General features: G+C 45.1%; 13 protein-coding genes. 8 read left to right on the top strand and 5 right to left on the bottom strand.

Features of this window, described 5'->3' with window-relative positions; all coding sequences use genetic code 11:
* Positions 1-258 precede the first annotated feature (258 nt).
* Genes pilB through coaE form a run of 4 tightly spaced genes read left to right on the top strand, consistent with a single transcriptional unit; the run spans position 259 to position 4,717 of the window.
* Positions 259-1,971 (top strand): type IV-A pilus assembly ATPase PilB, encoded by a 1,713-nt coding sequence (gene pilB / locus FTT75_RS05670; protein WP_074383648.1) that lies wholly within the window; start codon positions 259-261, stop codon positions 1,969-1,971.
* 31 nt (positions 1,972-2,002) lie between these two features.
* Positions 2,003-3,235 carry a type II secretion system F family protein gene (locus tag FTT75_RS05665; RefSeq protein WP_005094396.1) on the top strand — a complete coding sequence of 411 codons (1,233 nt, stop codon included), beginning with the start codon at positions 2,003-2,005 and terminating at the stop codon, positions 3,233-3,235.
* A gap of 17 nt (positions 3,236-3,252) precedes the next feature.
* The gene (locus FTT75_RS05660; RefSeq protein ID WP_005094397.1) at positions 3,253-4,116 is read left to right on the top strand and encodes an A24 family peptidase; all 864 of its coding nucleotides are present in this window, start codon (positions 3,253-3,255) and stop codon (positions 4,114-4,116) included.
* Position 4,117: 1 nt separating this feature from the next.
* Positions 4,118-4,717 carry a dephospho-CoA kinase gene (gene coaE / locus FTT75_RS05655; protein ID WP_180186036.1) on the top strand — a complete coding sequence of 200 codons (600 nt, stop codon included), beginning with the start codon at positions 4,118-4,120 and terminating at the stop codon, positions 4,715-4,717.
* Positions 4,718-4,738: 21 nt separating this feature from the next.
* Here coaE and FTT75_RS05650 read toward each other — a convergent pair whose 3' ends face one another.
* From FTT75_RS05650 to FTT75_RS05640, 3 genes are all read right to left on the bottom strand, one after another.
* Positions 4,739-5,662, bottom strand: coding sequence for a DMT family transporter (locus FTT75_RS05650; RefSeq protein WP_005094400.1), 924 nt, complete (start codon positions 5,660-5,662; stop codon positions 4,739-4,741).
* A 6-nt stretch (positions 5,663-5,668) separates the two neighbouring features.
* Positions 5,669-6,418 carry a 23S rRNA (guanosine(2251)-2'-O)-methyltransferase RlmB gene (gene rlmB, locus FTT75_RS05645; RefSeq protein WP_180083261.1) on the bottom strand — a complete coding sequence of 250 codons (750 nt, stop codon included), beginning with the start codon at positions 6,416-6,418 and terminating at the stop codon, positions 5,669-5,671.
* 136 nt (positions 6,419-6,554) lie between these two features.
* Positions 6,555-6,878, bottom strand: coding sequence for a pyrimidine/purine nucleoside phosphorylase (locus tag FTT75_RS05640; protein WP_004281089.1), 324 nt, complete (start codon positions 6,876-6,878; stop codon positions 6,555-6,557).
* 414 nt (positions 6,879-7,292) lie between these two features.
* Between FTT75_RS05640 and recN the strand changes: the two genes are divergently transcribed.
* The 3 genes from recN (at position 7,293) to ruvX (ending at position 10,058) form a co-directional block, all read left to right on the top strand.
* Positions 7,293-8,954 carry a DNA repair protein RecN gene (gene recN / locus FTT75_RS05635; RefSeq protein WP_180186035.1) on the top strand — a complete coding sequence of 554 codons (1,662 nt, stop codon included), beginning with the start codon at positions 7,293-7,295 and terminating at the stop codon, positions 8,952-8,954.
* A gap of 113 nt (positions 8,955-9,067) precedes the next feature.
* Positions 9,068-9,622, top strand: a complete 555-nt coding sequence (locus tag FTT75_RS05630) for a YqgE/AlgH family protein (protein WP_159138536.1) — start codon at positions 9,068-9,070, stop codon at positions 9,620-9,622.
* Positions 9,615-10,058 (top strand): Holliday junction resolvase RuvX, encoded by a 444-nt coding sequence (gene ruvX / locus FTT75_RS05625; protein ID WP_005168963.1) that lies wholly within the window; start codon positions 9,615-9,617, stop codon positions 10,056-10,058. The genes FTT75_RS05630 and ruvX overlap by 8 nt, the downstream gene beginning before the upstream one ends.
* A gap of 63 nt (positions 10,059-10,121) precedes the next feature.
* Here ruvX and FTT75_RS05620 read toward each other — a convergent pair whose 3' ends face one another.
* Positions 10,122-10,742 (bottom strand): alpha-ketoglutarate-dependent dioxygenase AlkB, encoded by a 621-nt coding sequence (locus FTT75_RS05620; RefSeq protein WP_180186034.1) that lies wholly within the window; start codon positions 10,740-10,742, stop codon positions 10,122-10,124.
* A 150-nt stretch (positions 10,743-10,892) separates the two neighbouring features.
* Here FTT75_RS05620 and FTT75_RS05615 point away from each other — a divergent pair, with 150 nt between their 5' ends.
* Complete coding sequence (locus tag FTT75_RS05615) at positions 10,893-12,695, top strand: ABC transporter ATP-binding protein (protein ID WP_180186033.1); 1,803 nt, start codon at positions 10,893-10,895, stop codon at positions 12,693-12,695.
* A gap of 64 nt (positions 12,696-12,759) precedes the next feature.
* Here the strand turns inward: FTT75_RS05615 and phoU are convergent, their stop codons facing one another.
* On the bottom strand, positions 12,760-13,479 hold the full coding sequence (gene phoU, locus FTT75_RS05610) for a phosphate signaling complex protein PhoU (protein WP_005094412.1): 720 nt from the start codon (positions 13,477-13,479) through the stop codon (positions 12,760-12,762).
* Between the last annotated feature and the right edge of the window lie 61 nt (positions 13,480-13,540).

Raw genomic sequence — 13,540 nt, 5'->3', positions numbered from 1 at the left:
CATATTTCGAATTGGGCACATTCTACACGGAATTGGAAAATTTAAAGAATAGTTTTCTTATCACTTATTCTAGGTTTAGACTATTCAAAATGGTTGTTTTTTGTTATCACTTAAAAAAATGGGAACTTCTTCTAACCAGTTCAAAGTTTTACTGGATATGAGGAAGGTAGCAGCACTCTTAGCTATGGTATTTTTACGTAACAAACGTATAATTTTAATATAGCAATTAAAAAAATTTGATTTATAGGCATTTATAGCATGACAGCATTACAGGGGTCGCCAAGATTTACCGGATTTATTCGTCGTTTGGTCGAGGAAGGCGTCATCTCGGCTGAAGATATGCGCAGTGCTTTGGCACATGCCAAGCAAGAAAAAATAGATATTGTGGCGGAGCTGATTAACCAGCAACAGCTCTCCCCAACCGTTATTGCTGAAACGATTTCAGTCGAATTTGGTGAGCCGCTGTTTGATATCAGTGCCTATGATCCTGCGCAAATTTTGCGGGATATCATTGATGAGAAGCTGATTACCAAGCATCGCATCCTGCCAATTTTTAAAAATTCCAGTATTTTATATATTGCCATCAGTAATCCGACCAATATTGAAGCGATTGATGCCGTTCGCTTTTCAACCAAGCTCAATATTGAAACCATTATTGTTGAACACAATAAACTGGAAAAACTGATCGAGCAGAATTTTACCGAAGAAAGCACTTTTGAGTTTGATGAAGACTTTGATCTGGCTGTAGATTTCGATTCATCTGATCCGAGTAAAGAAGAAGATGAAAAAGACAAAGGTGAAGAAGAAGCACCGATTGTCAAATATATCAATAAATTATTAATCGATGCGATTCGTATGGGTGCTTCGGATCTGCATTTTGAACCTTATGAAAAAATCTACCGGGTTCGTTATCGGGTCGATGGGGTATTACGCCAAATTGCAACACCGCCGCTGCAGTTGGCAACCCGCCTGTCTTCACGTTTAAAAGTCATGTCGCAAATGGACATTTCTGAAAAACGTGTTCCGCAAGATGGCCGTATCAAGCTGAAACTATCAAAGAACAAAGCCATTGATTTCCGTGTCAACTCATTACCGACCCTGTTTGGCGAAAAACTGGTACTGCGTATTTTAGATCCATCTAGCGCGATGCTGGGGATCGATGCACTGGGGTATGAACCGGAACAAAAAGAACTGTTTATGCAGGCGCTGGATAAACCGCAAGGCATGCTGCTGATTACCGGGCCAACGGGTTCTGGTAAAACGGTTTCACTTTATACCGGTTTGAATATCCTGAATCGTGAAGATACCAATATTTCCACAGCGGAAGATCCAGTCGAGATCAACCTGCAAGGGATTAACCAGGTCAACGTCAACAATAAAGTCGGCCTGACCTTCTCTGCTGCCTTGAAATCATTCTTACGTCAAGATCCAGATATCGTGATGGTCGGTGAGATCCGGGATCTGGAAACTGCAGAAATTGCCATTAAAGCGGCACAGACCGGTCATATGGTGATGTCAACGCTGCATACCAACAGTGCGCCTGAGACCCTGACCCGTTTGCGCAATATGGGCGTGCCGTCTTTTAATATTGCCACTTCCGTGAATCTGGTCATTGCACAACGACTGGCACGTCGCCTGTGTTCACAATGTAAAAAACCTGCCGACATTCCACAGCAGAGTTTATTGGAAATGGGTTTTACCGAAGCAGATCTCCAGCAACCAGAGTTCCAGATCTATGAGCCGGTAGGTTGCAATGAATGTCGCGAAGGCTATAAGGGTCGTGTAGGTGTTTATGAAGTCATGAAAGTGACGCCTGAAATTTCTAGAATTATTATGGAAGACGGCAATGCACTTGAAATTGCCGATGCTTCTGCCCGTGCAGGTTTTAACAATTTACGCCGATCAGGTTTAATTAAGGTGATGCAGGGGGTGACTTCTTTACAGGAAGTCAATCGTGTCACCAGCGAATGATCGTGCGCTGATCTAAAATAAGGATAAAGGTATGGCAGCAGTAAAGAAAGGCCAGATGATGCCGATCTTCAGCTATGAAGGAATTGATCGTAAAGGGGCAAAGATCAAGGGGGAATTGCCGGCGCGCAATATGGCACTGGCCAAAGTGACGCTCAGAAAACAGGGCATCAGTATCAAGACCATTCGGGAAAAGAAAAAAAATATTCTCGAAGGCTTAATGAAAAAACGTGTCAGCACACTGGACATCACGATTTTTACCCGACAGCTCGCGACCATGATGAAAGCCGGCGTACCTTTAGTACAAGGCTTTGAAATTGTTGCAGAGGGTCTGGAGAATCCAGCCATGCGTGAAGTCGTTCTGGGGATTAAAGGTGAGGTGGAAGGTGGTAATACCTTTGCCGGTGCACTGCGTAAATACCCACAATACTTCGATAAACTATTTTGTTCACTGGTCGAATCGGGTGAACAATCCGGTGCGCTAGAAACCATGCTGGATCGGGTCGCGATCTACAAGGAAAAAAGTGAACTGCTCAAGCAAAAAATTAAAAAAGCCATGAAATATCCTATATCAGTCATTGTGGTTGCAATTGCAGTTACCATCATTTTGATGGTTAAGGTTGTTCCTGTATTTCAAGAACTATTTCAAGGTTTCGGCGCTGATCTTCCTGCATTCACACAAATGGTTGTAAACATGTCAAACTGGTTCCAAAAATACTGGTTCTTATTGATTATTGGGATTGGAATAGCGATTACAGCATTTTTAGAAGCAAAAAAACGCAGTAAAAAATTCCGCGATTTTCTGGATAAAGCAGCACTTAAAGCACCGATTTTCGGTGATCTGGTGTATAAAGCCATTATTGCCCGTTATAGCCGTACATTGGCCACCACTTTTGCAGCCGGTGTACCCTTGATTGATGCACTGGAATCTACTGCCGGCGCAACCAATAACGTGGTGTATGAAGATGCCGTCATGAAAATCCGCGAAGATGTTGCCACTGGTCAGCAATTACAGTTTGCCATGCGGGTAACCAACAAGTTTCCATCTATGGCCGTGCAAATGGTCGCGATTGGTGAGGAATCCGGTGCGCTGGATGCCATGTTGGATAAAGTCGCTACCCATTATGAAAATGAAGTCGACAATGCCGTAGACGGTCTCACTTCCATGATGGAGCCCTTGATCATGGCTGTTCTCGGTGTACTCGTCGGTGGTCTGGTGATTGCCATGTACCTTCCAATCTTCCAAATGGGCTCAGTCGTTGGCTAATCAGCAGGTTAAATATCTTGTTCAGTAATATTATTTCTTATTTCATTCAAAACCCAACAGCGCTGTATATCGCAGTTGGGCTTTTTAGCCTCTGCATTGGTAGTTTCTTAAATGTGGTGATTTATCGTACGCCCAAGATGATGGAACAGGAATGGCGTACCGATTGCCAGATGTTCCTGCATCCGGAACAGCCAATTATTGATGAGACCAAATTAAGTTTAAGCAAACCCGATTCGACTTGCCCCAAATGTCATCAACCAATCCGCTGGTACCAGAATATTCCCGTCATCAGCTGGCTGGTCTTGCGCGGCAAGTGCGGCAACTGCCAGAATCCCATCAGTATCCGCTATCCACTGATTGAGCTTCTGACCGCTGCCTGTGCGCTGATGGTGGTGGCTGTTTTTGGTCCGACTGTCCAGATGTTATTTGGGCTGATTCTGACCTATGTCTTAATTGCACTGACCTTTATTGATTTTGACACCCAGTTATTGCCGGACCGTTATACCCTACCCCTGGCCGCGCTGGGTCTGGGCGTCAATAGTTATGCCCTCTATACCTCACCGAGTTCTGCCATCTGGGGCTATATCATTGGCTTCCTGTGTCTGTGGGTGGTGTATTATGTCTTTAAAATCGTCACTGGCAAGGAAGGTATGGGCTATGGCGATTTTAAATTGCTTGCCGCCTTGGGTGCCTGGATGGGGCCTTTGCTATTACCATTAATTGTGCTCCTTTCTTCTTTAGTGGGTGCGATTATCGGGATTATCCTGCTGAAAGTCCGTAAGGAAAATCAGCCTTTTGCCTTTGGTCCCTATATCGCGATTGCCGGCTGGATTGCTTTTCTGTGGGGCGAGCAGATTATGAAAGTGTATTTAGGTCAATAAAGTGAAATTTATACTCGGATTAACCGGCGGGATTGGCAGTGGCAAGTCTGCGGCCAGCCAATGGTTTGAAGCACAAGGCATTGTCGTTGTGGATGCCGATGTGGTGGCGCGTGAAGTGGTCGCGATTGGCCAGCCTGCACTTGCCCAGATTCAGCAAGTTTTTGGGGATTGGGTACTGCTTGAAGATGGTTCACTGAATCGTCGTGCCTTGCGCGAATATATTTTCCAGTCTCCTGAAGCACGTAAAACCCTGGAAAATATTACTCATCCAGCAATTCGCACTTCGATTATTCAGCAGTTAGATGCTGCGCAAAGTTCCTATGCCATTCTGGTTTCACCGCTCCTGTTTGAGACCAATCAACATGAGCTCACTCAGCATCGCTTACTGATTGATGCCACAATCGAATTGCAAATTGAACGTGCCTCACAACGTGATGGTCAAAATATTAAGCAAATCCGAAACATTATTGCCGCACAAATGTCACGTGAACAGAAACAGGCCATGGCTGATGATATTGTGCTGAATGATGGTCATCTGGATCATCTTTATGCCCATCTCCGCCCATTGCATGAAAAATATTTAAACATGGCAGCTGCCTGAGGTATAAAAAAAGCAGTCCGATTAAGACTGCTTTTTCTGTGCTGCAAGTTGTGCTTCTAAACTATCTTTACGGCCAATCCAGCGCCAAGGCTGTAAGGCCCCAATTGCCATCCCCACCAAGCCACAGATCATCGCCAGGCTCAGCGCTTCATTTAATAAAGGCACCGCCAGAATCGCAGCAATAAATGGTGCAAGATTGGTAATACTACCGGCTTTAAATGCACCGAGACGCTTGATTGCTTCGACATAGCTTAAAGTGGCAATAATTACCACAAAAACCCCATGAAAGATGGTTTGAAACAATAAATGCTGGGGTTCTGGCACACTCAAATTTTTGGGTAAAAACAGCAGATAAACAGGTACGTAAACCACTGCTGACCAGATCGCGACGCCGCTCATTGCCTGCCATGCAGTTAACTGATATTTCCGCAATAACACGGTAAAAATTGCCCAGAGTATTGCACTGATAAAAAATAGTCCATCCCCTGCCCCGAATGCCACCCCGGTTTCCTGATACATCAACAGACTCATGATACAGAGCACCGCAATCATAATAATCAGGCTGGCCCAGGTATGCTTATCAAAAGCCTGTCCCATCAGGAAAAAAGCCATGATGGCAGTACAAATCGGAATACAGCCATTCAAGAAAATCGCGGCATGGGCGGTAGGCGCATAATGAAAGGCGCTATAGGCAAACAGACAGTAAATTACTCCGCCAATCATGGCCAGAATAAAGGGTTCTTTTTTCAGTAAAAAAGCCGCCTCCTTGCGATAGAGCAAGATCGGCATCAGAATCAGAAAAGCCAGAGAAAACCGCAGAGCCACGATATCCCAGGCACTGATGTTCCAAAGCGCATTCAGACGGGCGGTTAAAGTAAAACCGCCCCAGATACACATGGTCGTCAGTAGAAAGACATAGCCCTGTGTACGATCTGACAATGCCATCATCAATTACAGGTTACGCTGACGGCAAGCTTCATACAGTGCCATACCGGTCGCCACACTGACATTCAGGCTTTGTAGATTACCCGCCATCGGGATATACACCGTCTGATCGCATTGGCTTTGTGTAATTGGACGTAGACCGGTATCTTCCGCACCCATCACCACACAGACACCAGTACCGGTGAAATCAAACTCCTGAATCGGCAGCGCTTTTTCATCCAGCATGGTACCGACGACTCGCACATTAAAGTCTTCTTTGATTTGCCCCAAGGTACGCGCCAGATTGGTCACCTGAATAAATTTGACTTTGTCAGCACCACCGGCAGCCACTTTACGTGCAGTCGGAGTCAAGCTTGCAGAACGATCACGTGGTGCAATCACCGCCTCAACACCCATCGCAGCGGCGGTACGCACACATGCGCCGAGGTTGTGTGGATCGGTAATATGATCAAGGGCCAATAACAAGGCTTGCGGATTTGTGCTCAATAATGTCTCAAGATCTTTTTCATTCAAGACCGGATGGGCACGAACGGCTGCTACAACACCCTGATGAAAGGGTTGACCGGCCAATTTTTCCAGTTTGTCACGGCTGGCTTGCTGCACACTGATGCCAAACGGTTCAGCCAGTTCCAGTACACGTTTTAAACGCTGATCATCGCGTCCTTTGAGAGTGAATAATGTCAAGACACGTTCAGGCTCAAGCTCTAACAATGACTCCACTGAATGTACGCCATAAAAATATTCAGGTTTTGCCATGAACGACCTCTAAATTAAATTTATATATAAAAGAAAAATCCCGTAAAGCTGACTTCACAGGATTTCTATAGAATGATTAGTTTAACCGATTCGCACTGAAATTTCTTGCCCGGTTTGCACTGATCTTGCGCTGTACTTAACCTTCAAAATGGCAGACATAGTCCAGCACATCATCGGTTTCGATTTTAAAACGGCTATTACCCGGCACATAGAAGGACTGGCCTGCACGGAACAGCTCACTTTCTTCGCTATCTCCGATCTGAACACGACATTCACCTGAAACAATTTCCATGCGCTCAGGCACATGCGTTTCAAAGGTTAAGGCATTTTCTGATGGTAAAATGACCCCCAAAGTCTTTTTGGTGCCATCTTCAAATTGAACAATATGGCTGATACATAAACCGCCGAAATATACATTTGATTTTTTAAGTACAGATACATGATCAAACTGAGCTGACATGCGATTTCTCCAGATAAAGCATTTTGTAATATTTTGATTGCTGTAGTTTAAATGTGCACTCTCAACTAATCAATCGAAGTTTGTCGGCAGCGGTGAAATATTGCTTCTCGCCTGAATGCCTGTTGCGAAAGGGGTATTCTGGCCGCTTGTTTACTGGCTTGATGGTATATTCAGCCCGCCAGATTTGGTTTCTAGCTTAAACTTTGACAATGTCAAAACTATGAAAACAAGCAGTGAATTTGCCGGCTTTTGAGTCAGCTTCTTTCGAAAATACAGTGAAATAAGCATATATGAATCGCTAAAATTTAAGATAGAATGAAATTGATTCATCCTGATTTATAATCACAGCCGTGTTGTGACCCCAATCCAACATCAGGCTATTTCACTCAAACTTTTCGCAGCCCGGATGCGTTTATGCTGACACATTTAACTCTGATCAATTTTGCTTTAGCTGAGCACCTTGCTATTGATATTGATAAAGGTTTTAACGTTTTAACCGGTGAAACCGGTGCAGGTAAATCCCTCTTGTTAGATGCCTTGTCTGCCTGTCTGGGTGAGCGAACCGATACCAATTATGTGCGTTATGGTTCCGAAAAAGCCGATGTGACTGCAAGCTTTAGCTATCAGGAACATAGTCCTGAAGCCGCGTGGTTAAAAGAACATGAGCTGGATGATGAATCAGGTGAAATCCATTTACGCCGGGTAATTTTTGCCACCGGTCGCAGCAAAGCCTGGATCAATGGACGACCGAGCAGCCTGTCCGAACTAAAAGAAATTGGGCGTTTATTGGTACAACTCTATAGCCAGCACAGTCAGCAACAATTACTGGAACCCCCTTATCCGAAGCATTGGCTGGATCGTTATTATCACTTTTATGCGCCGGCGCAAGCGGTACGGGATGCTTACAGTACCTGGCAGAAAAATATCCGCCAGCATCAGACAGCACTGGATGCACAAGCCACCCGTAAACAGCGTATCGAAACCCTTGAGCTGCAACTGGAAGAACTGGAAGACATCGTTCAGACTGATTATCAGGAGATTGAGCAGGAATTTGACCGGCTTTCCCATCATGAAGCGATCATGCAGGATTGTATCTATAGCCTGAATGTACTCGATGAGGCTGAACAGAACATGACTCAGGAACTGGCATCAATTATGCGTCGGGTCGAATCGCATGCCGGTCGTAGTGAGCAGCTTTCCGGAATTTATAATTCCTTATTAAATGCACAAAGTGAACTTGAAGATGCTGCGGCGAATTTACGTCAGTTTATGGATCGTCAGAGTTTTGACCCGGAACGCATGGAAGAACTGAATTCAACTTTAGAGGTTTTCCATCGTCTGGCTCGTAAATATCGTACTCAACCGGAATTGCTCAAGGCAGAATATGAAACCTGGCAAACCGAATTAGAACAGCTGCATCAACTGGAAGACCCGGAAACACTGGCTGAACAGGTTGCAGTCTCTTATCAGGATTTTCTGGAGAAAGCCCAACATCTGGATCAGATTCGCCGTGAAGCCGCAGCACCTCTGGCCAAGCAGCTCACAGAACAGGTTAAACAACTGGCACTACCAGAAGCCCATTTCGAGTTTAAGTTTGAAGCTTTGGAACAGCCATCGAGTGAAGGCCTCAGCTTTATTCAACTCCTATTTACTGCCAATAAAGGCATTCCGGCACAACCCCTGGCTCGCGTGGCATCAGGTGGTGAGCTGTCGCGTATTGCACTGGTGATGCAGGTCATGAATGCAGAAAAAACCGAAGCCGAAGTACTGGTCTTTGACGAAATTGATGTCGGGATCAGTGGCGGTACAGCAGAGATTGTCGGGCGTTTATTGGCAGGTTTGGCCCAACATGTGCAGATTCTGTGTATTACCCATCAGGCACAAGTGGCCGCACAATCCGATCAGCATTTACTCGTGAAAAAGCAGCAAACCGACCCGGCCAGCAGCACCATTCTGAGTTTGCAAGAAGATGCACGTATTGATGAACTCGCGCGCATGACCGGTGGTGTTGAAATCAGTGAAACGACTTTACAACATGCCCGTCAGTTACGTCAGTTGAAATTTCAGCAGGTTTAAATATCACAATCCAGACAAATAAAAGTTGGTAAATCCATAAAGCTCGAGTAACGTAGCGGTTAGGATCATACGATTTCTTTGCGAAGAAATTGATTTTAAGGAGAACTGCTCAGGTGACCAAACAGTTTCTGACACATCGTTGTCTGATTGCGCCGCCACATGCGGATGATGATTTTTTTGCCCAGACGGTGATCTATCTGGCTCGCCATGATGAAGATGGTGCACAAGGCATCATCATCAATCGCCCTGCCGGTATTCAAATTAAAGAATTGCTGAATGATCTTGATATTGAAGCAGACAATGTCAATCCGCATGAAGTCTTGCAAGGTGGCCCTTTACGCCCTGAGGCCGGCTTTGTGCTGCATACCGGTCAGCCGACCTGGCATTCCTCTATTGCGGTGGGCGAAAATGTCTGTATCACCACCTCCAAAGATATTCTGGATGCAATTGCGCATAATGAAGGTGTAGGTCGCTATCAAATCGCACTTGGCTATGCCAGTTGGGGCAAACACCAGCTAGAACAGGAAATTGCCCACGGTGACTGGCTGATTTGTGATTCTGATATGGATCTGATTTTTAACTTACCTTATAACGACCGTTGGGATGCTGCCTATAAAAAGATGGGCGTCGACCGCAACTGGTTATCTTCCGAGATTGGACATGCCTGATGTAAACACGCCACAAACCATTATGGCGTTTGATTTTGGTACACAAAAAATGGGAATGTCTGTTGGACAATCCCTAATTGCAAGTGCCAGTCCCCTACCTTTATTTCCCATGAAAGACGGTATTCCGAACTGGGATGAACTGCTCAAAATAGTAAAAAGCCATCAACCGAATCTATTTCTGGTCGGTTTGCCACTGAATATGGATGATAGTGAATCGGAGCTTTCGACACGGGCACGTAAATTTGCGCGCCGTTTACGGCACCAGACCAATATTGCAACCTTGATGGTCGATGAGCGTCTGACCACCCGTGAAGCACGCGATGAACTGGATCATTATCAGGCGCAAGGTCGCGGCAAAAGGTTGTCTGCGGACAGTATCGCCGCAGCCTTATTGATTGAAAGTTGGTATCGCCATCCTGCCGGAATCACCCCTTAAACTGCTGATAAAATTTTAAAATCAGCATCCTTTGGGATGCTTTTTTATGCCTAAAAACATGATTTAAGGGTAAAAATAACGAAAGGTCAGGTTAATTCTGGGTGTCAAAACTTTGCTACTTTTACCAATGCTGTGTTTCCAGTACTGCTGGGTCTGGCCGCGCATTACAATCAGTTGGCCACTGTGTAACAGTAACTCGACTTTATCCCCGTGGGTTTTATGTTTAAAACTCATTTTACGGGTCGCGCCCAGACTCAGAGAAGCAATGACATTTTCCCGAGAACTTCCTGTATATAAGGCAGGCTCATCATCGCTATGCCAGCCCAAGCCTTGTGAACCATCTTCATATAAATTGGCCAGACAGGAATTAAAGGGATGACCCACCAGCTGTTCAATATGCTGTTTTAAACGCAATAATCCCGGGGGCCACAACTGAGCTTGCTTGAGCGTCCCCGAATAGCGATATTGATAGTGCGCATCGCCATACCAGACCACCTTGCGTGCTGTGACATAGTGCTTGCCGAACAACCGTACTTCATCATGTTGCCAGGCCAACTGGCTCAGAAAATACTGCAAATACTGCTGGCTTTGTGCCTGATCCAGAATCAGACCATAGTCCTCCACCACCCCATCAAAGGGTAAGATATTCGTTTCAGGTTGGAGCGCAAATAAATCTAAAGTCATCTCAATTAGACCGAGTATCTTACTGAAAATACTGACATTGACTTTGAAAAAGTACAACCGGATTTCACAAATGACTACAAGATTTGCTCTTGTGACTTGTCCTGTTCCTGCCTAAACTGAATTTAACTTTCACAATAAAAATAATCCTTTATGAACTTATGGCAGCTGTTTCAGAAACTTCGTCCTTTTGTTCAGCCCTATCGGGTGCTGGTCATTGCCACGCTGATTTTGACCCTGATCGGTTCCTTTACCGCACAGGTCAATGCGCTGACCCTGCAATATGCAGTCGATAGTATCAATGCGCTGCTGGAACAAGGTCAGGGACTGGAGCAAGGCTGGCATATTCTGATTACGATTTCAGCGATCTTGCTCGGTAAAGAGATTATCAATGCCTTTGTCCAGTTCGGCCAGAAGTTCTATGGAGAAAAGCTACGGATTTTTGTTTCTCAGGATCTGGCCCAAGGAATTATTGAAAAATTCTTAAAATATCGTCTGGAATTTTTTAATCAGGAAAATAATCAGGCCGGAAAATTACAGACCCGAATTGATCGTGGTATCGGCTCACTGACCCGTCTGGTACAGATCTTCTTTATTGATATTTTACCGTTATTTACCAGCGCAATTGTGGCTTTGGGCCTGATGTACTATGCCAATATTTATGTCGGCCTGGTGGCCACCGCCATTGTCCCAATCTATTTCTGGCTGACCTATAAGCAGGCACAAAAGCTCGGTGGCTGGCGCCGTAGTTTAAGAGATGGCCGCGAGAAAAAGAGTCAAGGTATTCTCAGTATTATTAATTCAATTACCGTGATCAAATCCTTTAACCGGGAAGCGATTGAGTCGGAAAAGCAGTTAGGATTGCAGCGCGAACTGACCGACAACCAGATGAAAACCCGTCAGACCAGTTTCCTGTTTGATGGTCTGAAAACGTTCCTTGAACAGATCGGCATTGTGCTGATTATTATTCTGACCTCTTATTTTGTGCTGGATGGCCAGATGAGTATCGGCATGATCATGTTTCATGTGCTGCTGTTTAATAATGTCTCCGCCCCGATTCGCTCACTGCACCGGATTTATGATGAAGTGAATGATGCCATGATCTATTCAGAAAGCTTCTTTAAGATTCTGGAAGCGGATCAGGAAATTGAACAAAGTGGTCAACAAAAACCGCAAGTGACTGGTAAATTTGAACTGACTGGGGTGAATTTTTATTATCCGAATGGCCATCATGCCCTGAAAGATATTGAGATGGAAATTCGTCCGAATAAGATCACGGCTTTGGTCGGCTTATCCGGTGCGGGGAAATCTACCCTGATCAGCCTGCTGGATAAATTTTATGAGCCGCAACAAGGCCAGATTAAACTGGATGGCATTGACCTGAAAGACTATGACACCCAATTTTTGCGTGATCATATTGGTCTGGTGTTGCAGAAAAATCATATTTTTCAAGGCACCATTTTTGAGAATATCCGTTATGGCAAAACTACAGCTTCAATGGACGATGTCATTGAGGCGGCAGAAAAAGCCTCGATTCATGCGCAGATTTTACAGTTACCGGATGGCTATGATAGTGATGCCCTCATGCTGTCTGGCGGACAGCAGCAACGCATTGCCTTGGCGCGGATGTTCCTGAAAAATCCACCGATTATTTTTCTGGATGAACCGACGGCGAGTCTGGATGCCATCGCCACCGAACAGATCAAGCAAAGTCTGGATCAAATCAAGCAAGGCCGTACCGTGATCATCATTTCACATAGCCTGTCGCAAATTATTGACGCGGATTATACCTATGTGATGAAAGAGGGAAGGATTGCCGAACATGGTGAGCACGCTCAGCTTTATCATCAGCAAGGCGTGTATAAGGAAATTTTTGATGCCATGGCCAAGAGCCTGAATATTGAAAAAATCGCCAAGACTTTTGAGGATGATGCCGAGGAAGAAACCCATAGTTAGGGCTTCTTCCAAGCCAATAAAAAAACCTCCGAGCGGGAGGTCTTTTATTGAAAGATGATCACTCTTAACGCTGAACTTTTTGCTCAATTTCTTCGACGCTGGTATGACGTACGTCAAAACCTTTGACCATATAGATCACCTGTTCAGAAATATTCCGGGCATGGTCGCCAATTCTTTCGAGTGAACGAAGTACCCATAGCACATTGATAACACGACTAATATGTCGCGGATCTTCAATCATATAGGTCATGAGGGTACGTGTTGCTGACTGGTATTCACGGTCGATATCCGCATCTGCCAACATCACTTTCAAGGCCTGATCTACATCCAGACGTGCAAAAGCATCCAGTGCATCATGAATCATCACCCGAACCTGGTTGCCAATATGCCGGGTTTCCATATAACCGCGCGGCGAGCTACCCTCTTCACTCAGGCTTTGTGCAATCCGGCCTATTTTAGACGCTTCATCACCAATACGCTCAAGATCGGTATTGGCCTTGGACATGGCAAGCACCATACGTAAATCAATCGCAGCAGGATGACGGCGTGCCAGAATCAGGGTCAGTGCTTCATCAATGTCTCTTTCCATCTGATTGACAACATTGTCCTGAAACTGCACATCAATTGCCATGGCGACATCGGTATCCAGTAAGGCATGAATGGCGTTGGCCACCTGCTGTTCCACCAGTCCGCCCATGGTCATGAATTTGGTATTGACGTCCTGCAACTCTTCATTAAATTGCGAAGAAATGTGATGACTTAACACAGGATTATTTGGACACAAGGAAGTCTACTCCTGAAACGGCATATAGCGATGATCAATAATAAAGCATATTAAAGCATAT

Origin of the sequence: Acinetobacter sp. YH01008 (genome assembly GCF_013420435.1) — a bacterium.
Lineage (GTDB): Bacteria > Pseudomonadota > Gammaproteobacteria > Pseudomonadales > Moraxellaceae > Acinetobacter > Acinetobacter pseudolwoffii.
This window is presented reverse-complemented; position numbering and strand designations above follow the sequence as displayed.